The organism is Croceitalea sp. W27 (assembly GCF_055693185.1).
This window is the reverse complement of the sequence record NZ_CM146327.1, coordinates 2,224,737-2,251,201: the sequence shown is the minus strand read 5'-3', so window position 1 is coordinate 2,251,201 and position 26,465 is coordinate 2,224,737. Positions and strand designations below refer to the sequence as shown.

Annotated in this window: 27 protein-coding genes; 16 read left to right on the top strand and 11 right to left on the bottom strand. The window is 35.8% G+C overall.

Annotated features, from left to right (window positions below):
* Positions 1-6 precede the first annotated feature (6 nt).
* From ACZ1GR_RS10095 to ACZ1GR_RS10040, 12 genes are all read left to right on the top strand, one after another.
* The gene (locus ACZ1GR_RS10095) at positions 7-759 is read left to right on the top strand and encodes a DUF6090 family protein (protein ID WP_472608863.1); all 753 of its coding nucleotides are present in this window, start codon (positions 7-9) and stop codon (positions 757-759) included.
* Positions 760-790: 31 nt separating this feature from the next.
* Positions 791-1,540, top strand: a complete 750-nt coding sequence (locus tag ACZ1GR_RS10090; protein WP_472608862.1) for a DUF6090 family protein — start codon at positions 791-793, stop codon at positions 1,538-1,540.
* Positions 1,541-1,860: 320 nt separating this feature from the next.
* Positions 1,861-2,136 carry a GIY-YIG nuclease family protein gene (locus tag ACZ1GR_RS10085; RefSeq protein ID WP_472608861.1) on the top strand — a complete coding sequence of 92 codons (276 nt, stop codon included), beginning with the start codon at positions 1,861-1,863 and terminating at the stop codon, positions 2,134-2,136.
* Entirely contained in the window at positions 2,133-2,951 is an 819-nt protein-coding gene (locus ACZ1GR_RS10080) for a DUF6090 family protein (RefSeq protein ID WP_472608860.1), read from the top strand. Before ACZ1GR_RS10085 ends, ACZ1GR_RS10080 begins: the two co-directional genes overlap by 4 nt.
* A 31-nt stretch (positions 2,952-2,982) precedes the next feature.
* The gene (locus tag ACZ1GR_RS10075; RefSeq protein WP_472608859.1) at positions 2,983-3,996 is read left to right on the top strand and encodes a DUF6090 family protein; all 1,014 of its coding nucleotides are present in this window, start codon (positions 2,983-2,985) and stop codon (positions 3,994-3,996) included.
* Positions 3,997-4,040: 44 nt separating this feature from the next.
* The gene (locus tag ACZ1GR_RS10070) at positions 4,041-4,718 is read left to right on the top strand and encodes a DUF6090 family protein (protein WP_472608858.1); all 678 of its coding nucleotides are present in this window, start codon (positions 4,041-4,043) and stop codon (positions 4,716-4,718) included.
* A gap of 31 nt (positions 4,719-4,749) precedes the next feature.
* Entirely contained in the window at positions 4,750-5,445 is a 696-nt protein-coding gene (locus ACZ1GR_RS10065) for a DUF6090 family protein (RefSeq protein ID WP_472608857.1), read from the top strand.
* Between the two features lie 196 nt (positions 5,446-5,641).
* Entirely contained in the window at positions 5,642-6,379 is a 738-nt protein-coding gene (locus ACZ1GR_RS10060; RefSeq protein ID WP_472608856.1) for a DUF6090 family protein, read from the top strand.
* Positions 6,379-7,140, top strand: coding sequence for a DUF6090 family protein (locus ACZ1GR_RS10055; RefSeq protein WP_472608855.1), 762 nt, complete (start codon positions 6,379-6,381; stop codon positions 7,138-7,140). The genes ACZ1GR_RS10060 and ACZ1GR_RS10055 overlap by 1 nt, the downstream gene beginning before the upstream one ends.
* Entirely contained in the window at positions 7,137-7,916 is a 780-nt protein-coding gene (locus ACZ1GR_RS10050) for a DUF6090 family protein (protein ID WP_472608854.1), read from the top strand. The genes ACZ1GR_RS10055 and ACZ1GR_RS10050 overlap by 4 nt, the downstream gene beginning before the upstream one ends.
* Before the next feature lie 54 nt (positions 7,917-7,970).
* Positions 7,971-9,122 carry a DNA polymerase III subunit gene (locus ACZ1GR_RS10045; protein WP_472608853.1) on the top strand — a complete coding sequence of 384 codons (1,152 nt, stop codon included), beginning with the start codon at positions 7,971-7,973 and terminating at the stop codon, positions 9,120-9,122.
* 11 nt (positions 9,123-9,133) lie between these two features.
* The gene (locus ACZ1GR_RS10040) at positions 9,134-9,535 is read left to right on the top strand and encodes a DoxX family protein (RefSeq protein ID WP_472608852.1); all 402 of its coding nucleotides are present in this window, start codon (positions 9,134-9,136) and stop codon (positions 9,533-9,535) included.
* Positions 9,536-9,542: 7 nt separating this feature from the next.
* Here the strand turns inward: ACZ1GR_RS10040 and ACZ1GR_RS10035 are convergent, their stop codons facing one another.
* The 8 genes from ACZ1GR_RS10035 to ACZ1GR_RS10000 all read right to left on the bottom strand — a co-directional run bounded on the left by ACZ1GR_RS10035 (position 9,543) and on the right by ACZ1GR_RS10000 (position 19,459).
* Positions 9,543-10,868, bottom strand: a complete 1,326-nt coding sequence (locus ACZ1GR_RS10035) for a hypothetical protein (protein ID WP_472608851.1) — start codon at positions 10,866-10,868, stop codon at positions 9,543-9,545.
* A 215-nt stretch (positions 10,869-11,083) separates the two neighbouring features.
* Entirely contained in the window at positions 11,084-11,590 is a 507-nt protein-coding gene (locus ACZ1GR_RS10030) for an OmpH/Skp family outer membrane protein (protein ID WP_472608850.1), read from the bottom strand.
* Positions 11,591-11,813: 223 nt separating this feature from the next.
* Positions 11,814-12,644, bottom strand: a complete 831-nt coding sequence (locus ACZ1GR_RS10025) for a class I SAM-dependent methyltransferase (protein WP_472608849.1) — start codon at positions 12,642-12,644, stop codon at positions 11,814-11,816.
* A complete protein-coding gene (locus ACZ1GR_RS10020) occupies positions 12,622-13,164 on the bottom strand; it encodes a hypothetical protein (RefSeq protein WP_472608848.1) in 543 nt (180 codons plus the stop codon). Before ACZ1GR_RS10020 ends, ACZ1GR_RS10025 begins: the two co-directional genes overlap by 23 nt.
* A gap of 77 nt (positions 13,165-13,241) precedes the next feature.
* Entirely contained in the window at positions 13,242-13,670 is a 429-nt protein-coding gene (locus tag ACZ1GR_RS10015) for a hypothetical protein (RefSeq protein WP_472608847.1), read from the bottom strand.
* 38 nt (positions 13,671-13,708) lie between these two features.
* Entirely contained in the window at positions 13,709-15,577 is a 1,869-nt protein-coding gene (gene mnmG, locus ACZ1GR_RS10010) for a tRNA uridine-5-carboxymethylaminomethyl(34) synthesis enzyme MnmG (RefSeq protein ID WP_472608846.1), read from the bottom strand.
* Positions 15,578-15,582: 5 nt separating this feature from the next.
* Positions 15,583-16,005 (bottom strand): rRNA maturation RNase YbeY, encoded by a 423-nt coding sequence (ybeY, locus tag ACZ1GR_RS10005; RefSeq protein ID WP_472608845.1) that lies wholly within the window; start codon positions 16,003-16,005, stop codon positions 15,583-15,585.
* A complete protein-coding gene (locus tag ACZ1GR_RS10000) occupies positions 15,995-19,459 on the bottom strand; it encodes a hypothetical protein (RefSeq protein WP_472608844.1) in 3,465 nt (1,154 codons plus the stop codon). Before ACZ1GR_RS10000 ends, ybeY begins: the two co-directional genes overlap by 11 nt.
* 74 nt (positions 19,460-19,533) lie before the next feature.
* Between ACZ1GR_RS10000 and ACZ1GR_RS09995 the strand changes: the two genes are divergently transcribed.
* Positions 19,534-20,580 carry an alkane 1-monooxygenase gene (locus ACZ1GR_RS09995; protein ID WP_472608843.1) on the top strand — a complete coding sequence of 349 codons (1,047 nt, stop codon included), beginning with the start codon at positions 19,534-19,536 and terminating at the stop codon, positions 20,578-20,580.
* Positions 20,581-20,629: 49 nt separating this feature from the next.
* On the top strand, positions 20,630-22,162 hold the full coding sequence (gene gltX / locus ACZ1GR_RS09990) for a glutamate--tRNA ligase (protein ID WP_472608842.1): 1,533 nt from the start codon (positions 20,630-20,632) through the stop codon (positions 22,160-22,162).
* Positions 22,163-22,166: 4 nt separating this feature from the next.
* On the opposite strand, the gene ACZ1GR_RS09985 is transcribed toward gltX, so the two are convergent.
* From ACZ1GR_RS09985 to ACZ1GR_RS09975, 3 genes are all read right to left on the bottom strand, one after another.
* Positions 22,167-22,562: a hypothetical protein gene (locus tag ACZ1GR_RS09985; protein ID WP_472608841.1), complete on the bottom strand. Its 396-nt coding sequence runs from the start codon at positions 22,560-22,562 to the stop codon at positions 22,167-22,169.
* A gap of 142 nt (positions 22,563-22,704) precedes the next feature.
* Complete coding sequence (locus ACZ1GR_RS09980; protein ID WP_472608840.1) at positions 22,705-23,376, bottom strand: DUF4386 domain-containing protein; 672 nt, start codon at positions 23,374-23,376, stop codon at positions 22,705-22,707.
* Between the two features lie 119 nt (positions 23,377-23,495).
* Positions 23,496-24,122, bottom strand: a complete 627-nt coding sequence (locus ACZ1GR_RS09975; protein WP_472608839.1) for a hypothetical protein — start codon at positions 24,120-24,122, stop codon at positions 23,496-23,498.
* 180 nt (positions 24,123-24,302) lie between these two features.
* Between ACZ1GR_RS09975 and ACZ1GR_RS09970 the strand changes: the two genes are divergently transcribed.
* Both ACZ1GR_RS09970 and ACZ1GR_RS09965 read left to right on the top strand, forming a co-directional pair.
* On the top strand, positions 24,303-25,229 hold the full coding sequence (locus ACZ1GR_RS09970) for an SPFH domain-containing protein (protein ID WP_377767610.1): 927 nt from the start codon (positions 24,303-24,305) through the stop codon (positions 25,227-25,229).
* Positions 25,222-26,349 (top strand): FG-GAP repeat domain-containing protein, encoded by a 1,128-nt coding sequence (locus ACZ1GR_RS09965; RefSeq protein WP_472608838.1) that lies wholly within the window; start codon positions 25,222-25,224, stop codon positions 26,347-26,349. The genes ACZ1GR_RS09970 and ACZ1GR_RS09965 overlap by 8 nt, the downstream gene beginning before the upstream one ends.
* Positions 26,350-26,465: the final 116 nt, after the last annotated feature.

Here is a 26,465-nt window from a genome sequence, read left to right as displayed (position 1 = left end):
CAATCCATGATTAAATTTTTTAGAAAAATCCGTCAAAACATGCTTTCAGAAGGTAAAACTACCAAGTACTTTAAATACGCCATTGGTGAAATTATACTAGTAATGATTGGTATTTTACTAGCCTTACAAGTAAACAACTGGAACCAAAACCGCATCGAACAAAAGGAGGAAAAAGAGGTGATTGCAAAATTGCATGCTGATTTTAAAGAAAATAAAAAGGTTTTAAAAGATTTTTTGACTGTAATTAAAAGTCAAGCGAATACTGAAAAGAAACTAATGAGTTTAATTGGAGTATCAAAAGAAGAACTTTTTAAACATAATTTAGATAGCCTACTCTATGTAGCTTTTAGCGCAAGTGAATTTGCTTTTGCTGATAATACTATTAAAAACATAATGCAAAGTGGAAAATTAAACCTTCTAAAAAATGATATTATTACTGACTTACTTTATAAATGGAATACACTATCTGAAATTAGAAAAACACGCATGGGCAAATTAGATAAATGGTCAGATGAACAGTTTGTACCTTACTTATTAGATAAAGTATCCTTTAAGCAAATGGATATGAATAGTAATTATTCTTGGTCTGGAAAATCTAAAGTAAAACCAGATTATTATCCATTGTTTCAAGACATAGCATTTGAAAACTATTTAGACAATCATCTTTGGTATAATCAACAAGTAATTGAACGTTGTGAAGAAACAGATAAACTTATTGACCAAATAATTGATGCAACCAAACAAAAGGCCAATGATTAAATTCTTTCGGAAAATTCGTCAAAACCTTCTCATGGAAAACAAAATAGGTAAATACTTCAAATATGCTATTGGTGAAATTTTACTAGTTGTTATTGGGATTATGATTGCGTTGTCAATTAACAACTGGAATGAAAGCAAAAAAGAAAGAGCTCAAGAACAAGAATTGTTAACCCAATTACATTCAGAATTTAAAAGTAATCTAGAGCAATTGGACCAAAAAATTGAGATGCGCAAACAGAAGATTTCTGCGTCATTAAAATTACTTCACAACATTGACTATCCAGAAACTCGAGATACGGATTCTATTATAATATACATAGGACATACAGCAGTAAGTCCGACCTTTGACCCCATTGTTAATGATATTAATAGCTCTGGAAGAATACAGTTACTGCAAAATAGAAATCTTAAAGAGCGTCTGGCTCGATGGACGAGTGAAGTCATTCAGGTTACCGAAGAAGAGCAGGCTTGGATGCTTGTTAGAAATAATGAATATATGCCTATGCTAGCTCAAAAAGGTATTGTAAGAAATCTTTTAAATCGATATTGGAAAGACAATGTTCTCGCATCTTTCCATTTAGATAAAGGCACAAAAACAGAGATTGATTTAGGAAATTCTGCAAAGAAAATAGAGGTGTCAAAATTATTGGATGATGAACAATTTGAAAGTCATATTGCGCAATGTGCTTCTTATGCAAAAATAGCCAATAGTCAGGCAATTAGTTTACGACAGCGTATTGTAGAAATGCTTGATTTAATTGAACAAGATTTAAACGAATGATAAAATTCTCTCGCAGAATCCATCATATTAAATTCCCCTCCTGGGAGGGGACAAAGGGGTGAGTAAAACTATGAGAAAAATCATCCCATACAACCCCAAACATGTTGCCTACACCAAAGAACAGCTCAAGCATATGACCCTTGGCGAAATTGCCCTGTGGTGAAACATAAAACCGATTTGTCATTCCTGCGAAGGCAGGAATCCACAAAGAATAAATAAGTATAATGCATAAAAATGTTCATCAGTATTACTTATACATACTATCAAATAAGTATAACGGAACATTATAGATTGGAGTTACTAACGATTTAGAACGTAGAATGTTCGAACATAAAAACAAACTTGTTGAAGGCTTCACTAAAAAATATAGCCTTAATCGATTAGTTTATTTCGAAACCTTTCAATACGTCAATGATGCGATTAAAAGGGAAAAGAACATGAAAAATGGAAGCGTCAATGGAAAAAAGATATCATTGAAGCAGAGAACCCTACTTGGAGCGACTTATCAAAAGATTGGCCTAATTTTAAAGATGTATAAAATGGACTTGCAAGTGGATTCCTGCCTTCGCAGGAATGACAAAAACACTAAACTATGATTAAATTCTTCCGTAAAATTCGCCAGAATCTGCTCACTGAAAACAAAACCAGCCCGAATGACTCGGTCGGGCGGGCAGGTAAATACTTCAAATACGCCATCGGCGAAATAGTCCTCGTTATGATCGGGATTTTACTCGCCTTGGCAATCAATAATTGGAATACAGATCGCCAATTAAGAGCAAGCAATAAGGTATATCTCAACAAAATGTTGAATGATCTTAACGCCACCAAAGCCAGATTACATAAAATAGCCCTCGAAGGCATGGAACGCAAAAATGCTTTCAGTTGGCCCAGTCTAAAGGAAGCGGCAAAAGATTGTGATTCTCTTTTGCAGCTAACCTATAAAGGTTTGGACGAAAACGACTTTGACTATTTGGTAACAGCACGAATAAATGCAGGCGGTTCATTACTTAATATACCAGATAATACCTACACCGAGATGTTGAATACGGGTAAAATTTATACACTTAAATCAGATACGTTAACAACTGCAATTACAGGCTATTATAAGATGTGTCAACGCGAAGCCGACTACAACGTCATAAACACAGGGTTTGTGGAACGTGGAATTAACAAATACGAAGATGGTTTTGGTAAATTGATATTGGACTATGATTACAACAAGGCCAATTTTAAATTAGAGGATTACCCATTTTATTCTGATTCTGATTCTGAGGCCTACAAAGATTTTCAGATAGGGTTGAATTTGATGGCCAACGGCCAGGAAAGTAACATGAGGAAGATGATTTACATTATTGAAGAAACAGAAAAATTGATTGCTACTCTTACTAATGCACTGAAGCAGTATGATTAAATTCTTTAGACATATCAGAAAAAATCTTCTAATGGAAAACAAAACATCCAAGTATTTCAAATACGCCATCGGCGAAATCATCCTTGTGGTGATTGGTATTCTCATTGCACTTCAAATCAATAACTGGAACGAGAGCAAAAAAATTGAAAATGAAATAACTCAAACCATTAGTGATTTAGAAAATGACTTAACTTATAATCATAAGGAAGCACAAAGGATTCTAAAATTTTACTATCAAATGGATAGTTTAACCAAATTAGGTATTTATAAAAAACTCAAAAAAGAGGATTATTATGAAAATAATTTTCTTGATTATCTCACTACTAACTGGGATCAGCTAAGACCAAAGACCAGTAACATCATTAAGTTAATAGATTACGAAAAAGATGCAAAAAAAGAATACAAAGAAGTCATTGAGGAAGCTAAATTATTGCGAGATCAAAAAGTAGATTTAGATAGCAATTGGGAGCATGTAACTCAAGTTATTAGTGATGAATTAGAATATATGAGTCAGTATCTTTTTATATCAGCCAAAGACAGTATTAATAAAGAAGCCAAAATTAATTTCTTTTTACATAATCCTGAGTATGAAAAACGACTTTATAAGAGTTGGTCAATGAATCAAGTGTATTACGATAATATATCAAGATATATGGCTATAAACTTAGCAACATTATTAAAAATAAAACAGGCTAATAAAAATTTTGACACCTCTCAAATGAAGCAGTTATTAGCACATTATAATATGAACCCTTTTAAAAAAGCAGCGTGTTCAGAGTCACAAATTACATCGCCTCAATACAGAAAGTATAGAGCGTCTCATCTACTTGTAAACACCACTAAAGATTCGGTATTTCTAAATTTATATTTTGATAAAAAGGCAACAAGTCAACTTATACTAGAACCATACCAAATGGCTCGTAGCTATAGCTATTTTGTAGGCATAGATGGGAATCAAAATATCCTGATTGAACAAGTAGATAATAGCGGCAATTGCATTAAAAAATTTAGAGCTACTCAGAACGGTTATTTAATAATTGAATAAAGCCAATGATTAAATTCTTCAGACATATCCGCCAAAACCTAGTTATGGAAAACAAAACAGGTAAATACCTCAAATACGCCATAGGTGAAATTATCCTAGTAGTCATTGGGATTCTCATAGCACTTCAGATTAATAATTGGAATGAGCAAAGAAAAAACGAAACATTTGAAAACGAGATTCTGACTCAAATAAGAGCAAATCTCATTAAAGATAAATTAGTATTAAATAACTATACTACTAATGCCGAAAATGCAGTTTCATCACTTGATAAAATTTTAGCAGAAGATTCATCAATAACAATTAACGACAGTATTAAATATTGGCTAGGTGATGTTGTACGGTTCGATAGGTTTAGGGCATTAACCAATGCTTACGAAGTACTTAAATCTAAAGGCATAGATAAAATATCCAATAACCAACTTCAATTTCTACTCGGTATGTATTACGATGATCAAGCGGTTGCGGCTAATATAGCATGTTATGACCTAGAAAAAATGTTCAATAATGATTGGATACCCATTCTCAAGAAAAATGTAGTAACACACAATTTTGGAAAATTAGTCGATTTACAAGATTACTCAGAGTTAAAAATTGGTGGCGAAATTAGAAACCTTTTAATCCTAAATCGAGATAACTGGAGTGGCAGTAATGGCAGACTCCTAAAAGTCTCGACCCTAATAGACAGAATTATAGAAATTATAAACAAAGAGTTGAATGATTAAATTTTTTAGAAAAATCCGCCAAAACCTTCTCATGGAAAATAAAACAAGCAAATACTTTAAATACGCTATTGGCGAGATTGTGCTTGTGGTTATTGGTATCCTCATTGCACTTCAGATTAATAACTGGAATGAAGTTAACAAAAAAGACGCTGAAGAGCGAGAGTACTTGGTGAATTTATTAAGTGAATTTGAAGCGAATCAAGAAGAATTAAAAAGAATTAATTCCTATCACAGATTTGTAAAATTAAAGACAAAAGAACTGTCAGATTTAATAAATCCTGATCCGAAACAAATTTCTTTAAGTAAGCTTGATACTTTGATGTGGGCAGTAGCTTTTATACCAGAATTTAAAGCTCTTAACGCAATGATATCTTCAGAAAAACTTGAAACGATTAATGATTATCAGCTCAAAAATGAAATTGCAAATTGGAGATTAACTTATGAATTGTATAGCTATAGTTTAAAGTTAACTTATGACCAATTTAATAGTCATATTTATCCATTTTTGACAAAAAATTATCAATCAAAAAATTTCAAGCATTCTATATTAAAAGATGACCAAAGCTATTTTCCAGTTAATCAAAAATCAATTTTATCAAATCCAGTTTTTGAGAATCAAATTAAAATAAGGAATATAAATGCAGAAATGATTTTTCAACGGGCAACAAAATTAATTGATATACAGCAAAGTATAATTAATGATATTGAACGGAAATTAGAAAAATAACAAAAGTACGACCACTAACTAATGATTAAATTCTTCCGCCATATACGTCGTTCACTAATTAACCAAAACCATATATTTTGTCATTCCGACGGAGCAAAGCGACGAGGAATCTCATTTGAGATTTGGCTACGCCGAACTCACGTTTCTCAATTGTCATTTCATTCCTCATTTCGAAATGACAAAAAAAACAAAGATCATGATTAAATTCTTTCGCAAAATTCGTCAAAACCTGCTTTCAGAAAATAAATTTTCGAAATATCTCATCTATGCCATTGGTGAAATCATCCTTGTGGTTATTGGTATCCTCATTGCACTGCAAATCAATAATTGGAATGAGAACAGGAAAGCCAGACTAACTGAGGTTACTAAACTCAACAAACTTCTCGAAGATCTTAAACTAGATTCTATTGCTTTCGACTCAAATCTTAAAGTGCTATCAGAAATAAATAGCTTACACCAACAACTTTATAATATTGGTTACAAAAACTCTAATGAGCCATTAACTGAAAACCCAAGAAGCATTAGACGTTACGTAACTTTTGAAGCACCGAGTTTAAAAACGTCATCATTATTAGTAAGTCAATTAAATAATGAGACGATTAGAAAAGAACTTATTGATTATAATGAAGATTTAAACTTAGGAGTAATCGAAATGAATGAGTTTATTAGTATCGTTAAAGATAAAATTAGACCCTATTTAGGGCTAAAGGAAGCTTATAATTTAGAGAGCCAGTTTGAGACTCTAGATGCCGACAAAGTAAATATGATAAGTAAAGAAGATCTTATAAAAATTAGCAAGAACACTGATTTTCAACAAATTTTATTTGAAGCAAATTTTAAATTAAAATCCAACATAAACGGAATTAAGAATAGAAGTTTAACACTTAATAACAGCCTACGAAATTTAATAGAAACTGAACTAAAAGCCTATTAATGATTAAATTCTTTCGAAAAATCCGTCAAAACCTTCTCATGGAAAACAAAACAGGCAAGTATTTTAAATATGCCCTTGGTGAAATTTTACTTGTGGTCATTGGGATTCTAATTGCACTTCAGATTAACAATTGGAATGAGGCGAACAAATTACAAGAAGAAATCAACACCTATCTTAACCAAAAATTGGTTAACCTTCATGAAGACCAAATAAGACTAGTTGAATTAAAAGAATTTAGACTAAATGCAGCAGAAAAAAGCCGACAATTTCTTGATTTAGGCTTAGAAAAAACAGATGTGTTCGATGTTGTTGAAACCACAAAACAGATTTTTACAGAACGTAGGTTTACTACTACCGTAGAAAGAAATGAGACATCAACCGCCAAGTATTATTGGAGTGAAAAAAAAGCTGTAATAAATAATTTAGAGCAAGAATACATGCGGTTAGTCGAATTGGTTATGTTCGAAGAAAACCGGTTAAATGCATTCAGTGAAACCATTGAACTAGATTTATGGAGGGGTGGTTACTTTACCGATAATCATAAATTATACAATTCTATGATTAAAAATTTAAAACCATCTGATTTTAAAGATGGTACGATACCTTCATTAATTCTAAACGAAGCCAATGGACAACAATCTCTACAAGGAATATTAAACCGTAATGAAATAGCGAATCCCAGTATCGCACTTAAGCTAAAAGAACTTATTGAAACCAACAAAAAACTAATTTCTACAATTGAAGATTATTTAAAATCATGATTAAACTCTTCCGTAAAATACGCTACAACCTTATGAGTGAAAACAAAATGGGAAAATACTTTAAATATGCCATTGGTGAAATACTGCTGGTGGTCATTGGGATTCTATTGGCACTTCAAATAAACACCTGGAACCAACAACGAATTGAAGACAAAAAAGAAATAGAATTACTGACTAGTTTAAAAGAAGAATTCAAATATAATTTAACTTCGTTGGACGAATCTATCAAGGTTAATAATAAAGTCAATCAATCTTGTGCTGCTCTTACTCAAATCATACGATTAAATTCATTGGAAGAAAATCCTGACTTGGTCGATGAATTATTGATTAACATTGGTGCTTTCAATTCTTTTGATGCCATAACTGGGGTTTCTAGTGAAATAGTGAATTCGGGAAAATTAAGCATTCTAAAAAACGGGGCAATCCGGGAACAATTGGGGAATTGGCTAACCTTAATTATTGACTGCGAAGAGGATATCCTTTTTAGATCAGATAATTACACCATGAATTTAATGCCATTTTTGATGAAACGATTTCCACTTGCCAATGGAGAGCTCACCAAAAAATTGCCTTTTGATAAGAACAACTATTTGAAGACTTACAAAGAAAAATCACCTTTCAGGTTTAATTTACCAAAAGAAGATTTAATGGAATTCGAGAACCAAGTATGGCATCATAAGCATAATCACGATTATGTAGTCATTAATGACCTGAACCTAAAAGATTTTATTTTGTCCACCATAACTATGCTTGAAAAAGAGCTGGAAAAACAATAACCGTAACCAAATTCTTCTCTAAAAACCTGTTACACTAAAACGTATATTTGCTTTATGCAGTTTAAAGAGGTCTTAGGGCTTGGCCATTTAAAAAAACACTTGACCACAACGGCAGAAGCTGGCCGCATACCGCATGCACAGCTATTTGTAGGATCAGAAGGGTCAGGAACACTTGCTTTGGCCATAGCCTATGCGCAATACGTGCTTTGCCAAAACACAAATGGGGAAAACGATGGCGAAAATCAAGTGTGTAACGCCAAATGCGCTTCTTTAACCCACCCTGATCTGCATTTTGCTTTTCCGGTATCTAACTCCGATAAGGTGAAAAGCCATGCGGTTAGCGACCACTATTTAGAAGACTGGCGAAAGTTTGTAAAAGAACAGCCCTACGGAAATCTTTTTGATTGGTACCGCGCTATCGGAATCGAAAAAAAACAAGGCCAGATTGGGGTTGATGAAGCACAGGATATCGTTAAAAAACTTTCTTTAAAATCGTACGAAGGTGGCTATAAAATCCTCATTGTTTGGATGGCCGAGAAAATGAACATTGCTGCCTCAAACAAGCTTTTAAAACTGATTGAAGAGCCACCAAATAATACGGTCATTCTTTTTATTACCGAAGACGAAGAGCAAATCATAAATACCATCAAATCTAGATGTCAAGTCATTCATTTTGCTCCGCTACCACAAAGCGTAATAGCAAGTGAATTAATGAAAAAAGGGCTTGCCGAGGCAGAAGCAAATCGTTTGGCGCACGAGGCAAATGGAAACTTTAATAAGGCTCTCGATTTAATGAACAACGATTCTGAAGATTTGGTTTTCGAAAAATGGTTTGTGCAATGGGTGCGCAGTGCTTTTAAAGCTAAGGGAAATAAAGCGGCCATTCATGAGCTTATTAATTGGAGCAATGAGCTAGCAAAGCATGGTCGCGAGGTCCAGAAGAAGTTTCTGCACTACTGTATTACAATAATGCGCCAGGCAATGCTGATGAACTTCAATGCCCATGAGTTGGTCTATGCCAAAATACATATGGATGGGTTCGATTTAAAAAAGTTTGCCCCCTTTGTGCACGAAAACAATATTCAAGACATTACAACAGAATTGGAAGAGGCTATTTTTCACGTGGAACGTAACGGAAATGCAAAAATCATCTTTACCGATCTATCTATAAAACTAACCAGGCTTCTACATACCAAAGCCGCCTAAAACCAAACATTATGCACCTTCACTTTTACGAAAATGCTACTGAAACCGTATTACTGATATTTTTGATTATCACCTTTTTACAAAGCGGAATCGATAAGGTTGTCGACTGGAAGGGGAATCTATCATGGTTAAAGGAACATTTTTCAAAATCATTATTTAAAAATTCCGTGCCTTTATTGTTAGGTGTCATCACCGTGGTTGAACTCGTAGCCGGATTATTGTGCTTGGCCGGTATCATACACCTACTGTTGCATAACGATAAAACCTTTGCGCTTTACGGTGCACTCACCTCGTGCTTGGCATTGCTAATGTTATTTTTAGGGCAGCGTATCAATAAAGACTATGCCGGTGCGATGACAATTGTAATCTATTTATTGCCTACTGTTTTTCTGTTGTTTTTGTTGCAAGCTTAAAAAATAGCTACTGCTTTAACTTCCGTATCCAGTACCTATCGTCTTTGAATATGAATGATTGTTTATCTTTCTTATCAAAAAAGAAAAGCTCGGTGTGCTCATAACCATTGTCATGCTTTAGCGTAATGGTATTTCCTTTTAAGTAGTAATTTCCTGTATTTGCAGCGCCATTATTTTTTTGTGATGTCGTACCACCGCCAACACCACTTCCGCTAACCACAGTGGTGCCCCTTGTACCAGTTTTATCGCTCTTGCTTACAGTTTGTATAGATGGGCCTGTTGTACCTCCACCAATAGATGAATTGTCTTTCATTGAAAAACGACTCATTTCAAAGCGTCCGTTGGTTTTAAATGTAATACTGTTTTCCCAAGAACCTCGATACTGGCTTCCGCCTGTAGTAATGAATTTTTTGTTTAATTTTTCATTAGCCTGAGTAGCAATTACCCTATTTCCTTTTAATGTTTTCCAAGTACCTTTCTTCTTATTCTTAATTTGGTATGATGCGCCAGCTTTTCTCCAGATAGTCCATTTACTTGGTTGTAATTCCTTTGATTTTTTTACTAATAGTTCATTTGGAGGAATTTCACAATCAGTATAAACAGTACCATCTTTTAAGAAAAGATAGGTGTCAACTTTAATACCCCCCATTAACACATCTACCCCACTATCTACCCATAAAACATGAATTTGCGATGGTTGAACTCCCTTTCCTGGTTGGGTTCTAATACGTTTTTCGGTCAATAGTCTTTTTTCTTTTGATGTGAGTTTTGACTTTTTAGTTGGGGTATTCGTTTTTTTAGATGTACTGGAAGTAGAGGTGCTTTTTTTACTTACGGAAGACGAGTTGGCCCAACTCTTTTCTTGCTTAAAAATTGATTCTGCGTCTAGCATTACATTTTTAAATTGCTGGCCATATTTTAATAGTATGGCTACATCAGAACTTGAAATCATCTGTAGCATATAGACCTTGCCATTCGACAATTTTTTACTAGCATAACCAGCCGACATTTTTTCATTTTGATTATTGGTGTAGGCATTACTTACACTCCAACCTCCCTTTGTTTCTTGTTTTAATTTCCAAGGAGTTTCTGCCACTCCTAATTTGCTATGCTCTTTTTTTGCTCTTGCCAATAACCAATCCTTTTCTGATTGACCATTTAAGTCTGTGGGTTTAAAGAATATGTAGTTAAACTTTTTTCCTTGTTTGATAGTGATCGGTGAATAGATTAAGTTGTCGCCAGATATTGTTTTTGTCCAACCTTTCTGGGCAAGTACAACTTGAAAATTTAAAAATAACGACCCGAATAGTACCAGAATACGTACGTTTTTCATTGCTTGGTTTTAATGGAATTTAGTGTAAATGAAATGAATAGGGACAAATATCATTCCAAACATATACCTAATTATTTAAAACAAAAGTAAATTCAAGCTTGTTTAGGCTTACATCAAGCTAGAGCACTATCGAAACTTATATCAGTAATCCTTTTAAACCCAATAAAAAAGCCCCAACAAAAATGTTGAGGCCTAGCTTAATGTTATACAAGAATTTATTTCTTGTAATTATCATTTAAAATTTTAAGGATTTCTTTTGTAAGGTCTTGTGCTTCAGATCCATAGAGTACGCTTCCGCCATCACCACCACCTAAAATATAGGTATATCCGTTGGCTTTGCCATAAGCTGCAATTTCTTTTTTTACCTTGCTTACAACGGTGTCCATTTCTACTTGGCCGGCAGCTTGCATTTGCTGCTCTTCTTGCTGTAATTGCTGCCCCATAAATTGCCCTCTTTGTTGAATTAGGCCATACTCTTCTTGAGCTTTGCTCTGAGACATTTTTTGAGCCTTACTTTGAAATGCTTGCACTTCAATTTGAAATGCCTGCGAAATACTATCTCGTTTCTTGGCTAAGGCATCTGCCTTAGTTTTAAACTTGGCTTCAATATCAACTTTTTCTTGATACCCATCCATCAACTTTATATTGTCAACGTAACCAATTTTATTTTGCTGACAAGCTGCTAAGAAAACAACCAATACAAGCGCTAATAATTTTTTCATTGTTTAAATTTTAGATTCGGCAAAAATATAAAAAGCGATTTCAAATTCTTGAAAGTTTATGATTTTATTGTTTTTGCTCTAAAATAGATTTTTTCTATTTCTTTTTTAAATTATAATTTATTCTGTCTATTGATTTTTGACTTATTAAACAGGCCTATTTTGCATATAATTTTATTTGACATAGCAATAAGTGCCCATAATAACAAAGTGCCCTTAAAAGGCCTTAAATGCCTTTTTTAAGGATATAAATATGTGAAGAGTATTCTTTAGAGCTATTTGCCTTAAGGTTAGATTTAAGACCGATCCAAAAAGCCTTTATCATGCGCTGTCTTCCGGATTTGTATTTTTCAGAAAGCAGGGAAACATAAAACGAATCAAATAACATTGGCTTACTTTCTATAAGTTGTAATCCTTGAGGCTTAAAAAGTTGCTCGATTGATTTTTTTGAAAAATGCCAAAGATGTCTTGGCACATCAAAAGCCGCCCAAAAATTACCATAATGTTTTGCATCGTATGATTTAAAATTGGGCACGGCAATAACCAAGGTTCCATTTTCTGCTAATAAGGAAACAATGTCCTTTATTTGTTTCTCAAGATTGGGTAAATGTTCCAGTACATGCCAAAGGGTAATCACTTCAAAACTTTTACTTTTTAGTTGCTCTAGGTTAGAATGAAGATGTATTCCTTTTTCCTTTGCTCTAGCCCTAGCATTTGTATTTGGTTCTACTCCTTCAATTTGCCAGCCATGATTTTTTGCAACGACAAGAAAATCTCCTGTTCCCGCTCCAACGTCCAATACTGTTTTCTCTGAAGGTGAAAAAGAATTGATAAGGGCAAGTTTTCTTTTTAGGCTATATCTTTTTACCAACTGGTAAATTTTCTCAACTATTGATTTTTTAGCATCGGTATGAGAAATATACGCCTCGCTTTCATAATACTTTTCTAAGTCTTTAGGCTCAGGAAATGTAACCAACATATCGCGCTCTTCATCATAGCGTAATTCAAACTCTTCTTGAGAAACAGAATAGTCTTTAGTTTTTAAATAAGGTTTCATTATAATTATGCGTAGAAAGGTATTCCTCTTTTATCGCTCGAAGATAAGATAAAACTTCGGCTCTTGAAGGGGAGTTTTCATGTAAACAATCCTTCTCCGTAGCACTAAAAACCTCAATGGCGATATACCAATTGCCATCTCTTGTTGCATAAGAATCTGATAATATGGGCTCACTATCTGAGGCTACCAAAGCGACATCGACTGCCATGGGTAAAAGATTCAGTGATTTATCTGGTATCTCTACCTCGTAAAAAGAAAGAAAGTATTCGTTATCATCAATCTTAAATGGCACCTCTACATCAACATAGTAATCTTCAAGTTGATACTTGATATTAATATAGTTGTAGAAAGCTTCGGCATCTTTTGGGTCTTCAAAAGCAAACACCGTTTTTTCGGGCAGTCCTTTTTTAAAGCGTTTTCCTTCGGTTAATTTGTAATCAGAAATCGTTGGTGCAATACGCAGTGGGATGCAGGCGTTAAAGAACACCAATGCTAACACTAAGGCGATGGCTTTTCTCATTTTGGTTTTTTAATTAGTTGAAATCACTAATATCAAAAACTAGACCAAAACAATGTTCCACGTGGAACACCTCTTGATTAGAAACGGGTTTCTACACCAAGAAGCTCGCCCAAATCATTGGCCTTGGTTTCTGCCAAAGACCTAGATTTCGTTCTTAATAAGGTAAAATACTGCCTGCCTCTAAAAATTCTTACGACATAATTTTGCTCGCTTAATTTCCCGTTCATCGCTGCAACCGGACCCCAATCTGAACCTTTAGAACTGCTTGCAGAAAATACCGTCACATATTCTGGTTCAATACAATGCAACTTCCATTTAAATAGGCTCAAGCCAAACAACTTGAAATGTTTTTTGTGAATATAATCTTGCCTAATTTCAAAAGAAATTGAATACGATAGCAAAATTAAACTGATGCAGGCCATCGTAACAACGGGCTCTAATTCGTTTATGTTTTCCATGGCGGCAAGCGCCGCTAATACGCCAAAACTTATGCCCAGTATTTTCACAGTAAGCGGTTTCTGCTGCCTAAAAAAGATACTGTTAATCATCTGCCCAAGAAAACCAACAAGACACTGATATCGGATGGCGAAACACCACTTATCCGCGATGCTTGAGAAATGGTAACCGGCCGAATTGCCTCTAACTTTTCACGAGCTTCGTATGACAATGATTTCAATTTTCTGTAATCAAAATCCTCTGGTATTTTAATATTTTCTAAGCGCAATAATTTATCTGCGTTGTTTTTTTCCTTGGCAATATATCCTGAGTATTTTACCTGTACTTCCGCCTGCTCCAAAACCTCGGTGCCTAAATTATGTTCAGCCACAAAATTGGAAACAGCATCTAATCGCAGCATATGGTCCATAGTCACATTAGGTCGTGAAAAAACCTTGAACATTTTATCAGATTGCTTTACCGGAGAAGATGAAACCTCTTCAAGAATTGGATTGATTTCCTCTGGAGTAAAACTCGTGTTTTTAAAAAACGCAACAAACTTATCGGAGTTCTTTTCCTTTTCTTCCATCCTTCTAAGACGTTCTACTTTGGCCAAACCTAGCTCATAACCCTTTGGAGTCAATCTTAAATCTGCATTGTCTTGACGTAACAAAGTTCTATACTCGGCTCTTGAGGTAAACATACGATAAGGTTCTTCTGTGCCCTTTGTGATTAAATCGTCTATTAAAACCCCTATATAGGCCTCATCCCTTTTAAGCATAAAAGGCTCTTTCTCATTAATCTTTAAATGGGCATTGATGCCTGCCATCAAGCCTTGAGACGCCGCCTCTTCATAACCAGTTGTTCCATTAATTTGACCTGCGAAATACAGGTTATTCACCAACTTCGTTTCCAAAGTATGTTTCAACTGAGTAGGTGGAAAATAATCATATTCAATAGCATAACCCGGTCTAAAGAACTTTACATTCTCAAAACCTACAACAGATTTCAAAGCTTTATATTGAACATCTTCTGGCAAAGAGGTAGAAAATCCATTTACATAGACCTCAACCGTATGCCATCCTTCCGGTTCTACAAAAATTTGATGTGAACTCTTATCCGCAAACCGATTTATCTTATCCTCTATCGAAGGGCAATATCGCGGGCCGATACTTTTAATCCTACCATTAAACATTGGGGATCGGTCAAAACCTTCGCGTAATAAATCATGCACCAATTGACTTGTATGGGTCATGTGACAGTCGCGCTGTTCCTTTAATTTTGGTGTCTCTAAATAAGAGAATTTTTCAGGATTATTATCGCCTGGTTGAAGAATCATTTTAGAATAATCCAACGACCTTCCATCAACTCTTGGTGGCGTGCCTGTTTTCATACGACCACTTTCAAAGCCAAAATCAACCAATTGTTCTGTTATTCCTGTTGCCGCTTTTTCGCCTGCCCGGCCGCCACCAAATTGTTTTTCTCCAATATGTATTAGTCCATTTAGAAAAGTTCCGTTTGTCAACACAACCGCCTTTGCCCTTACATCTATGCCTAAAGACGTTCTGACCCCAACAACCTTGCCTCCTTCCACTAGCAAGCCGGAAACCATCTCTTGGTAAAAATCCGCATTTGGGGTATTCTCCAAAGCCAGACGCCACTCTTCAGCAAAACGCATTCTATCATTCTGGGCCCTTGGACTCCACATAGCAGGGCCCTTAGATTTATTAAGCATCTTAAATTGTATTGCAGACTTGTCGGTTACAACACCACTATATCCACCTAATGCGTCAATTTCCCTAACTATTTGTCCTTTTGCAATTCCGCCCATAGCAGGATTACAGGACATTTGCCCAATAGTCTGAAGGTTCATGGTAATCAACAAAGTTTTTGACCCCATATTGGCAGCGGCGGCAGTTGCTTCTGCGCCTGCATGACCTCCACCAACTACTATTACATCGTATTCTTTATCAAACATAATTCTTATTGTTCCACGTGGAACAATTCCATCATTTCATTTTCCTTATTTCGCATTACGGCCTTCTCCTCTTCGCCCTTATCATTGTAGCCTAGTAAGTGTAGAATGCCATGACTCATCACTCTCAACAGCTCCGTTCTAAATTCAACCTTAAACCCTTCCGCATTCTCCTTCACACGCTCTACAGATATAAAAACATCACCAGATATGGTGTTGTTTTCTGTATAATCAAATGTAATAATATCGGTAAGCGTATCGTGGTTTAAATACTCTAGGTTGATGCTACTTAGGTACTCATCATCGCAAAAAATATAGCTCAAATTCCCTAATGATGAATTCTCCTTTTCTATAATCCTACTTATCCAATCGGAAAACTTTAAACTATCCTCTAACCTAAAATCTAGTTCGTAGTGAAAATCAACCTTCATCTTTAAAATAGTTCTTAACCTTTTGCTTATAATTTTGCCGCAAAGGTAAGGCTTGTCTATTTAAAATCTCAATGGTATTGCTTTTGTTGTTCAATAAGGTCGGTTTTGTCAAAATGGGATTTTCAAACTGGTTTACATTTGTTTTGCTTTCTCGCTCTTTTTTCTCCCCTTGCTTCAAAGCCGCATTTTCTAATCTTAACAACTGCTGTTGAATTCTATTCATCTTATTCACCGTGCGCTGCGTTATTCCGTTTTCTAACAAATCATTTTCGAAATCTTCCATTTGTTGAACCAACTTTTTTGCTAAGTCCTGTTTATCCCGTTGTAGAATATTCTTCAACTGCTGTTCTAGCTTATTGCGCAAAACTTGCTGTTCCTTATAAATTTCAAAGATTTCTCTTAACTGTGCTTCAGATTGTCCATTGCCTCCTTGACCTTCACTATTTCCTTTTCCATCACCTTTTTTTTCATTTTTTCCTTCACCATCTTTGCCATTTTCACCATTATTCCCTCCATCACCCTCTTTGCCAGAACTACCTTCCTTTCCTTCATTTCCTTCTTTTCCACTTTCGCCATCTTTACCTTTCTCGCCTTTTCCTTCTCCTCCCTGCTTTCCTTGTTTACCAGATTGCCCCTGTTGCCCCATCTTTTCTTGTAAACTTTGTTGTCCTTTTATAATATCAGGCAACTGTGAATCGTCTCCTTTACCCTGGCCAGAACCAGACTGCATACTCTGCTGCATATTGTCCAGCAGCTTGGCCAAAAAATCCGATAAGGTGTTGGAAGCTGTCAATACATACTGCTGATATGAAGCCCCTTGATACATCTGATTATCCGCTATACTCTCCAAAGATTTATCTATATTATAATACACCTCCGTTATCTGCTCATTGACCACTTCAGAAAGTTCGGCCCTACGCAATGATAGGGCAAAAAGACTGTCATCTACATGTTCAAAAAGTCCCCGTAATTCTTTTTGTTGCCGTACTGTACTTGAAAACTCAGAAATATTACCTCTAGCTTCTTGAATATTATCAAATAACTTTTCTTGCTTAAACGAAAATGTAATAAGATTGTCTAAAATCTGTCTCAGCATCTCAGCATCCTCTGCAATAGATGAACCGCCTCCGGAGGAAGATGAACTTTGCTCCAAACTTTCGCTCATCTCTTTCATTTTTTGTGCGGCTGACTTCTGCTTTTTTGAAGCGTTATTCTCGGCATTTCGTTTTTCTTCACTCTGCGAAGACTCCTCTATACCCTGATGCTTGTTTATTTCTTCTAAAGCGTCTTGCTGATCCTTTTTAACCGCTTCTTGTTTTTGTTCACTGATATCAATATCCAATGGCTTCTTTAAAGCTTGATTATCTTTTTGGAGTTCATATAACTCTTTGGAAATTTCTTCAAATCTGATATTCAACCGTTCTTGCTGTTCATTAGAAAATTCTTCACCAAGTTTCAGCTCTGATAGTAACCTCTGTCGTTCAGCCAGTTTGTCCAATTCTTTTGCCAACTGTGAAGCTTTCTCCGTTACATAATACCGCTTGGTCAATTCTAAAAGCTGCTCTAAATTACGTTCACTATTGCTTTGTTTCTTACTGAGCTCTTCCAATCGTTTCTTTAAATCTTCTTTATTAATCTTATCGGCAACTTTATTTAATTCTTCTAAAAGCTTTTTGTTCTTTTCTGCCTCCAATTCTTGACGCTCTAAACGCTCTCTTAACAGTTCGTTCAACTCATCATTATTCTCACTCTTATTCAGATTATCTTTAAGTTCTTTGCTGAACTTTTGCATCATCGATTCTTGACGCTCCTGCTTTTGTAAATAATCCTTTATTTGATTCTGTTCATTGAAATTAAGATTACTGTTCTCCTTCTGTCTGTCGTTAATTTTCTGTAGCTCTTCTTTTTGCTCCTTGAAATTCTCCAAAGACTTATCTAAGTTCTGCAAAATTGACTTTTGAGACTCTAACTCCTTGTTTTTCAATTGATTATCATCCAATACAGTAGTGCTAAACACTTGACTTTTAGTAGATTTGCCATTTCGTAGGCCGTCATTATCCACCACCTCGAAGTATAAATCATAATCCTCACCCTCTTGTAAGTTTATGCCTGACGGAAATGTATAATAGAACTGTTCTACATTGCTTTTGGCCTGAAGCAAAACCAATTTTTTACCAAGCTGTGGTTTGTTTTTAGGATAATAGACCAAGCTAATACTCTTCAATCCAATATCATCGGCAGCCAACCCAGAATAATACGATAGATTTGGATTCAAAGAGTCTAAGGTTTGTTCGACTTTAACCGAAGGGTAGGCATCTTTAACAACCTCTAGTTGGTAGCCCAAAGTTTCGTAAGCCTTCACATTAGCGTTTGATGTGACCAACTCATAATCTAAATCTGAATAAATCGATTTTGAAAGCGTGAATCGCGCATCCTCCTTTAGAAAACCACGTATTGTGTCTCTTGTTATCAAATCTAATGCATCTGTGTGTGCGCCAATAATACTCCAAGTAACTTTTGTTCCTTCAGGAATTGTAGCATTACCCGTACCCTTTAAAACTTCATTTCGTTTACCAAGATATCCCGGGTACGCCAAATTCATTTCAAAATTTTGAATTGTTGGAACTTTTCCTACGATAACGCTATACACTTTAGAATCAAATCCGTTCGCTGAAAAGTAAAAATCAGTTGAGCTAAATGGAGCCTGAAAAGTAAATTGAAACTGTCCGTCCACTTCTTGCATAAATAGTTCTTTTCCATCAATGACTACTGCAACGTTTTCCGGTCTTACCTTTCCTTCAGTAATTAAATTTAGTGTGAGAGCCTCATCCTCTAATACATTTAAGCTCTCATTGAGCAGTTGAAAAGAAAATGGCGCAGGTGGTTCATACGCCACATCATAATTTACTACCCGTTTATACGACCCAAAAAAAGCTGCGATATTACCAGAAAACCATATCAACGCAAACAACAAAACAGGAATAAGAACGTACTTCGCATATTTAATATTCTCCTTAAAATCAACCGCTTTCACAAAAGGGATTGGTCTCATTTCTTGAGAGCGTTGTTCTATTGCCGCAACAAGCAAGTCTGACGCTTGATTGCTCTCAGCCAAATCTAAAAGGTTAACCAGCTTGTCGGCCACATTAGGAAAATGCTTTCCGATTAACAAAGAGGCCTCTCTTTTTGAAATGCCCTTTTTTACCTTAAACAGATAAATCAAAGGGGTCAAAATAAAACCATAAAGAAGAACCAACTCGATGCCAACAAAAACCAATAATAATATAAGACGTAAGGTAGACCCCAACCAAAGAAAATACTCCACAGCTGTTATGATCAAGAAAAAAAGTAGCCCAAGGGTTATAAATAACAGAAGCCCTTTTACCAAAAGTTTAGTGTAATACTTTTTGGTAAAGGCGTTTAGCTTTTCAAATATGCTATTAAAACTGTCCAAAATCCGCTATATTTAATACCAAGATACCCGTTGTTTCAAAATGGGGCTGAAAATTTTATGTTAAAATAGACGATATGAAGGATTTAAAGTATCTAGCGGCCTTAACGATACCAATCTCTGCTGCAATCAGCATCTATTTTAAAGGATATATGAGTTTTTTTACTCCTTTTTATGCCTTTGTTATTATACCCGTACTTGAGGTTTTACTGCCTCATGATACTTCTAACCTAGAGGTTGAAGAAGTTGAAATTAAATCGAAAAACAAGCTCTTTGATTGGATGCTCTATCTAAATATTCCTATAGTCTTTGGGTTTATGCTATTTACCTTATGGGATATTACCCAACAATCTTATGCACTTTATGACTTTATAGGGCTAGTATTTTCAATAGGCATCGTATTTGGCGTAAACGGTATTAATGTAGCCCATGAATTGGGGCACAGGCAACAAACCTTTGAGCGCTACTTGGGCAAACTATTATTGCTGCCGTCTTTTTATATGCATTTTTATATTGAACATAACTTTGGGCACCACGCCCACGCCGCTACAAAAGAAGACCCAGCCACCGCACAGTATAATCAATCTGTTTATTCGTTTTGGTTTACCTCAACACTGCGGCAATATCTAAACTCATGGAAAATTCAACACAAACTCTTAAAGACTGAAAATAAAAATTTCTTCTCTTTAAAAAACGACATGTTTTTCTATACCCTTATTCAGCTTGCTTACCTTGCTTGCGTCTTCATATTTTTCGGACCACTAGGAGCCTTATTCGCTTTAGCCGCCGGTGTGGTCGGTTTTCTCTTATTAGAAACCGTTAACTATATTGAACATTATGGTTTAAGACGTTTCAAATTGCCTTCAGGCCGTTACGAAAGAGTGAGGGAATGCCATTCATGGAACAGTAATCACATCATCGGTAGAATTGTGCTTTACGAACTAACAAGGCACAGTGACCATCACTACAAATCTTCAAAAAAATACCAAACTTTAGATTATCATGATATCTCTCCGCAAATGCCCTATGGGTATCCTACGTCCATGGTTTTATCTTTTATTCCTCCGCTTTGGTTTAGCATTATGAACAAGCGTATTCCAAAAGAAATGAGACTGACTATATAGTAGATTCAGCTTAAAAGAGTTCATTACCTTTGTGGCTCAATTTTTAATAATGAGTCAAAAAGTTCGGGTTCGTTTTGCCCCAAGTCCAACAGGGCCACTTCATATCGGTGGTGTTCGCACGGCATTATTCAATTATTTGTTTGCCAAAAAACATGGTGGAGATTTTGTGTTGCGCATAGAAGACACAGACCAAAACCGTTATGTAGAAGGCGCCGAAGACTATATCATTGAAGCTTTGAACTGGTGCGGAATACCTTTTGACGAAGGCCCTTCGACTCCGCTCAAAACAGGCCCGGGAAAAGAAACGCGTTTTGGTCCATACCGCCAAAGTGAGCGAAAAGACCTATATAGTCAGTATGCCTTAGAATTAATAGAAAAAGGACATGCCTATTATGCCTTTGACACTTCTGAACGATTAGATTTTCATCGCAAAGACCATGAAGCCAAAGGCAAGACCTTTATTTATAATTGGCATAATCGCTTAAAGTTGGATAACTCTCTTTCGCTGTCTGCGGAAGACACAAAATCAAAACTGGATTCTGGTCAGCCCTATGTGATTCGTTTTAAGTCTCCACAAGATGAAAAATTGCATTTAAATGATATCATCCGTGGTGATATTGAAATCGATACGAATGTTTTAGATGATAAAATTCTCTTTAAAAGTGATGGCATGCCCACCTATCATTTAGCGAATATTGTAGATGACCACCTGATGGAAATTACCCATGTTATTCGTGGTGAAGAATGGTTGCCCTCTTTGGCATTACATCAGTTATTGTATAATGCCTTTGGTTGGGATGCGCCCAAATTTGCACATCTACCATTAATCATGAAACCGACCGGAAAAGGGAAACTGAGCAAGCGCGATGGTGAAAAAGGAGGGTTCCCTGTTTTTCCATTGTCTTGGAACGAGTCTGAAGGCTACCGAGAAGCAGGTTATTTTTCAGAAGCCGTCGTTAACTTTTTAGCGATGTTGGGCTGGAATCCTGGAACGGAACAGGAGCTCTTCTCTCTTGAAGATCTTGTTCAAGAATTTAGTTTAGAGCGTGTAAATAAATCTGGAGCTCGCTTTGACCCTGAAAAGACCAAATGGTATAATCATCAGTGGTTACAGCTCAAAAGCAGCGCAGAATTGGCTGAATTGTTTGGTTCGGTGTTGGCCGAAAAAGAAATTTCTCGCGAAGCTGGAAATGACAGCTATGTTGAAAAGGTAGTAGGATTGATAAAAGAAAGGGCAGACTTCCCCTCTGATTTTTGGGAATTGGGAAGCTACTTTTTTGAAGCGCCAACTACTTATGCCGAAAAACCGGTAAAAAAACAGTGGAAAGAAAACACCCCACAAATTTTGCAAAATGTGGCAAAAATTATTGGAAATACTTCTGATTTCACCTCTGAAAATTTAGAGACCAAAATCAAAGAATGGATAGCCTCTAACGAACTTTCCTTTGGTAAGGTCATGGGACCACTACGCTTGGTAATCGTGGGCGACTTAAAAGGCCCCCACCTCTTTGATATTTTGGCAATGATAGGTAAAGAAGCGTGTTTGGTTCGTATAGAGAACGCAATCAAAACTTTGGGCTAGGCATCTAATCCAAGTCCTCTAAAAGTATCTCAAACTCGTACTTAAAAAACCGTTTGGAAGGTTCACTGGATTTCCAATCCCTTACATTGTAGATGTTTTTGCCAGGACTATTTTCCTTGTAAACTTTCAGTACTTCACCTGCCTGATTTTTAACAACAATGGAATCAATATCCATAAATGTAGGCTCTAAATAGGTGCTGCCAATATCAAAACCTTCTTGAAAACGCTGTGTTTGATCAGGTGCTACCTGTAAAGTTGTATCTAATTCCACTATTGCGGAAACAACGTCTATAATCAGGGTTTGGGAAGTTAGGTTCTCAATATCCGCTTCCATATCTGAAACTGGGTCACAGCCCAAAATGCTTAATGCTCCCAACAAAATAAAAGTAAGTCTTCTCATTTTCTAGTGTTTTATGTATAAACAATTTAAAGGCACTTTGCCCTAATCTAGAACCTGTTATAAATATGTTAAATAACTGGATACAACTTATAAAAAGTCTGTTTTTATCAATGCTTTGCAAAAAATCGGTTGTTCAAAGTTTTTATTTGCTATTCACTATCATCCACTTATTGGTATTTACCCCTTTTATCAATAGCCAACACATTAAGAGCAGTTCAGAAATATGTGTAATGATAAGAAAAGGGCTGGTCCATAATGATGATTCCTCATTCTCCATTAGAAACCCTTGGAAAAAGTGTATTAAATAGCCGAAACATCCTATCATAAGAAATATACCCAAAAATTTTGGCAAATACCCTGACTTATAAACCAAAAACCCAAGAGGAAAGAGCCAAAGTCCAAAAAATATGGACACAATTAAACCGCCATATTTATGTAATTCTAAGAAAAGTAGCATTTGGTCAACATTATCAGGTGCGAGAAGATAAGCCGCAAACTGATTAAGTTGATTTAACATAAAAAGAGGAACAGGAACAAGGGCAAGAAGGAGCATAAGCATTGCATCCTTTTTACTAACCGACTTCAACAACCTGTATAATCCGAAAGCATAAAAAATAAAGACAGTCTCCATAATGAGACTGCTAACGAAACCCACACGAAATAAAGACCCTGAATCAATTAAGTTCTGAGCAGTTAGCAGGGCGTCGTCTTTACTGATTAGCTTCGAATTGATCGAATGCGTTAAAGATCCACTGATAAGCACAATTATGCCAATCAATCCCGTTATTCGTGCAGCCTTACTAGGAGATTTCATTCGTGTTGTTGGTTGGTCTTAATTTTAGACGACCTACACACAGATTTGTTACTGAGGCAAAGCCATAATTAGTTCATTAGCAATATCTTGATGATTAATTACCTTTCCTATTCGATACTTTACTTATCTAGCCGATGTTTCTTATACTTTAAAATAAGGCCTTCAACAGCGCGAAGCATCATTGGTTCGGCACGGGTTGTCCAATTAAGGGCGCCATCTTTGTCCAATTCAGAATGGCTTTCGGTATCTATTGCGTTTGCATTTGAAGAAGATATAAGTGTTCCGCTTTTTAAGTCGTATATTCTAATTGCCACTGAAGACCTATTACTTGTTGCATAACTAGAACTATGGTTGTTCCTGTAAAAGCTACTCGCATTATTTGATATAATTTCTCCTCTTACATTGATTAAAAAATCAGAGTCAGAATTTCTATGTAGTTCCTTTAGCTCTGATCGACTGGGTTCGAACTTTATATCTGGTCCGATTAGTGAACTGTTTCTCAAGGCTATTAAATCGATTAAAGAATCACCTAATATTTTTTTAAACTCCTCATAAGATTCTTCATATAGCTTTTTGCTGTATCTGATTTTTGAATTGGACTGCACATTATTAAGAATCCATTTGCCCGTGCTAAAATCAAGCTCTTTTCCGGAATCAAACTCATAGGTATATTTTCCGCCAACACAAGATGAACCTAGAAAGATTATCAAAATACCAATTACAAAAATTCCGTTTTTATGTCTCATATAAACTTTTCCGTTTTTATAACTAATTAATATATGGCTCACCAAGATAACAAATCTTCACCTATGTTACGGTTTCGAAAAGTCATGCCATTTGCTATTTTGTAACAATTCTCTATTAAAAGCTACTAACCTATTACTCTCTTTTGTATTTTAAACACATAAACTAAAAACACTATTACTATGGGCAGTTATATTTGGATTCCTTTGGCATTTTTTATCGTTTTGACAATACTCTCGGGTGTATTTATTGTAAAACAACAGACCGCCGTTATTATTGAAACCTTCGGTAAGTTTACCAGTGTGCGACAATCGGGTATTCAGTTTAAAATTCCTTTTGTGCAACGCATTGCGGCAAGGGTCGGTCTAAAGATTCAGCAATTGGATGTTATCATTGAAACCAAAACTTTAGATGATGTATTTGTAAAACTCAAGGTTTCGGTACAATATGTAGTTATCAAGAGTAAAGTTTACGATGCCTTTTATCAGTTAGAATATCCTCATGATCAAATTACCTCTTACGTATTTGACGTAGTACGTGCAGAAGTACCTAAAATGAAATTGGATGATGTCTTTGTAAAGAAAGATGATATCGCCATTGCGGTAAAAGGTGAATTGCAAGATGCGATGTTAGAATACGGTTACGATATCATCAAAACCTTAGTGACCGATATTGACCCTGATGCACAAGTAAAAGAAGCGATGAATAGAATTAATGCTTCGGAGCGTGAAAAGATAGCAGCGCAGTTTGAAGGTGATGCCGCACGTATTTTAATCGTTGAAAAAGCTAAAGCAGAAGCCGAAAGCAAAAGATTGCAAGGGCAGGGTATCGCAGACCAGCGGCGTGAAATTGCCCGTGGTCTAGAAGAATCTGTTGAAGTATTGAACAAAGTTGGTATCAATTCTCAAGAAGCTTCGGCGCTAATTGTGGTAACACAACATTATGATACTTTGCAATCAATTGGTGAGGAGACCAATACCAATTTAATTCTTTTACCAAATTCTCCTCAAGCTGGTAGTGATATGTTGAACAATATGGTGGCTTCTTTTACAGCGAGCAATATGATCGGGGAGCAAATGAAAAAAACGAACCCAAAGAAAAATGGTTAAATCATTATTGATTTTTTTGATGTTACCAGTAATGGTTTTAAGTCAAGAAAATCCTTTTTTTAATCCCGGCGGCTATTTTTTAAGCCTTGGTGCGGCAGAAATTAGAACCGCTTCCATAGCTACTGGTGATGTGGATGGTGATGGCGACTTAGACGTAGTTACCGCAGAAGGCAGGCACTGGCCGGCTCCCAACAGTGTTTTTTATAATGTGGGAAATGGTGTGTTTAGGACATCCCGCGTATTGGATAGCGAGTGGTCTTCATGTTATGCTGCAGAATTGGGGGATTTGGATGGTGATGGCGATTTGGATATTGTAACAGGAAATGACATGCATCCTAATATTTGGTATAGAAATAATGGAAAGGGTCTATTTGAGCGTGCTGGAAAAGTTGGTGGGGAAACGACCCCGACAAGAAATGTTGCATTAAGCGACATTGATGGTGATGGCGATTTGGATGTTCTTTTTACCAATAGGGGCAGCGCCAATGAAATTGCTATTAACGATGGAAGTGGAAATTTTAACAAAATCGTTCCATTTGGCTCAGATGAAGATTCTACCATAGACATTGTAGCTGATGATATGAACCAAGATGGTAAATTGGATTTAGTACTGGCAAATCGTGATGAGCAGCAGAACTTTGTATATCTGCAAGAAGGCTCTCTTGTATTCAAGGAAAAAATTCCATTCGGTACAGGTAAAGATGAGACCCGTTCTGTAGCAATTGGTGATATCAATAATGACGGCTATCCAGATATCGTAACCGGAAACTTAGTTGGTTCAAACTATGTGTATCTAGGTAACGGAAAAGATTTCAAGAATAAGATACCTTACGAAAAGGAAGACTTGGCAACCGCGAGCGTCAAAGTTGCAGATTTAAATAACGACGGTTTTTTAGATATCGTCAACGCAAATGGAGACGAGGTAAATTATGTATACATCAACACGGGGAAAAACTCTTTTGAAAAAATTTCGCTTAATCCGGAAATTAAGATGGACACTTATGATATTCACCTTGCAGATATTAACGGTGACAATTACTTAGATATTTTGGAAGCGAACTCCGGAGATTTGAACCTCTATTACCTAAATAGGTATGGCAGAATAAAAAAAGACAAATAAGGCTATTTACAAGGGCTTCTATACCAACATGGAACATCTGGGCGTATAATTAGACAAAGGGTCTTCAATTAGCTCAAAAACCCTTGTTTTTTATAGAAAATACCGATTGATATATT

What these genes read in the sequence shown, in the direction of transcription:
- ACZ1GR_RS09975 (WP_472608839.1), bottom strand. Translation starts at nt 24,122, where the DNA reads ATGAGACATAAAAACGGAATTTTTGTAATTGGTATTTTGATAATCTTT.
- ACZ1GR_RS10030 (WP_472608850.1), bottom strand. Translation starts at nt 11,590, where the DNA reads ATGAAAAAATTATTAGCGCTTGTATTGGTTGTTTTCTTAGCAGCTTGT.
- gltX (WP_472608842.1), top strand. Translation starts at nt 20,630, where the DNA reads ATGAGTCAAAAAGTTCGGGTTCGTTTTGCCCCAAGTCCAACAGGGCCA.
- ACZ1GR_RS09995 (WP_472608843.1), top strand. Translation starts at nt 19,534, where the DNA reads ATGAAGGATTTAAAGTATCTAGCGGCCTTAACGATACCAATCTCTGCT.
- ACZ1GR_RS10020 (WP_472608848.1), bottom strand. Translation starts at nt 13,164, where the DNA reads ATGAGAAAAGCCATCGCCTTAGTGTTAGCATTGGTGTTCTTTAACGCC.
- ACZ1GR_RS10090 (WP_472608862.1), top strand. Translation starts at nt 791, where the DNA reads ATGGAAAACAAAATAGGTAAATACTTCAAATATGCTATTGGTGAAATT.
- ACZ1GR_RS09980 (WP_472608840.1), bottom strand. Translation starts at nt 23,376, where the DNA reads ATGAAATCTCCTAGTAAGGCTGCACGAATAACGGGATTGATTGGCATA.
- ACZ1GR_RS10060 (WP_472608856.1), top strand. Translation starts at nt 5,642, where the DNA reads ATGATTAAATTCTTTCGCAAAATTCGTCAAAACCTGCTTTCAGAAAAT.
- mnmG (WP_472608846.1), bottom strand. Translation starts at nt 15,577, where the DNA reads ATGTTTGATAAAGAATACGATGTAATAGTAGTTGGTGGAGGTCATGCA.
- ACZ1GR_RS10040 (WP_472608852.1), top strand. Translation starts at nt 9,134, where the DNA reads ATGCACCTTCACTTTTACGAAAATGCTACTGAAACCGTATTACTGATA.
- ACZ1GR_RS10080 (WP_472608860.1), top strand. Translation starts at nt 2,133, where the DNA reads ATGATTAAATTCTTCCGTAAAATTCGCCAGAATCTGCTCACTGAAAAC.
- ACZ1GR_RS10095 (WP_472608863.1), top strand. Translation starts at nt 7, where the DNA reads ATGATTAAATTTTTTAGAAAAATCCGTCAAAACATGCTTTCAGAAGGT.
- ACZ1GR_RS10085 (WP_472608861.1), top strand. Translation starts at nt 1,861, where the DNA reads ATGTTCGAACATAAAAACAAACTTGTTGAAGGCTTCACTAAAAAATAT.
- ACZ1GR_RS10050 (WP_472608854.1), top strand. Translation starts at nt 7,137, where the DNA reads ATGATTAAACTCTTCCGTAAAATACGCTACAACCTTATGAGTGAAAAC.
- ACZ1GR_RS09985 (WP_472608841.1), bottom strand. Translation starts at nt 22,562, where the DNA reads ATGAGAAGACTTACTTTTATTTTGTTGGGAGCATTAAGCATTTTGGGC.
- ACZ1GR_RS10065 (WP_472608857.1), top strand. Translation starts at nt 4,750, where the DNA reads ATGGAAAATAAAACAAGCAAATACTTTAAATACGCTATTGGCGAGATT.
- ACZ1GR_RS10025 (WP_472608849.1), bottom strand. Translation starts at nt 12,644, where the DNA reads ATGAAACCTTATTTAAAAACTAAAGACTATTCTGTTTCTCAAGAAGAG.
- ACZ1GR_RS09970 (WP_377767610.1), top strand. Translation starts at nt 24,303, where the DNA reads ATGGGCAGTTATATTTGGATTCCTTTGGCATTTTTTATCGTTTTGACA.
- ACZ1GR_RS09965 (WP_472608838.1), top strand. Translation starts at nt 25,222, where the DNA reads ATGGTTAAATCATTATTGATTTTTTTGATGTTACCAGTAATGGTTTTA.
- ACZ1GR_RS10055 (WP_472608855.1), top strand. Translation starts at nt 6,379, where the DNA reads ATGATTAAATTCTTTCGAAAAATCCGTCAAAACCTTCTCATGGAAAAC.
- ACZ1GR_RS10075 (WP_472608859.1), top strand. Translation starts at nt 2,983, where the DNA reads ATGGAAAACAAAACATCCAAGTATTTCAAATACGCCATCGGCGAAATC.
- ACZ1GR_RS10045 (WP_472608853.1), top strand. Translation starts at nt 7,971, where the DNA reads ATGCAGTTTAAAGAGGTCTTAGGGCTTGGCCATTTAAAAAAACACTTG.
- ACZ1GR_RS10070 (WP_472608858.1), top strand. Translation starts at nt 4,041, where the DNA reads ATGGAAAACAAAACAGGTAAATACCTCAAATACGCCATAGGTGAAATT.
- ACZ1GR_RS10035 (WP_472608851.1), bottom strand. Translation starts at nt 10,868, where the DNA reads ATGAAAAACGTACGTATTCTGGTACTATTCGGGTCGTTATTTTTAAAT.
- ybeY (WP_472608845.1), bottom strand. Translation starts at nt 16,005, where the DNA reads ATGAAGGTTGATTTTCACTACGAACTAGATTTTAGGTTAGAGGATAGT.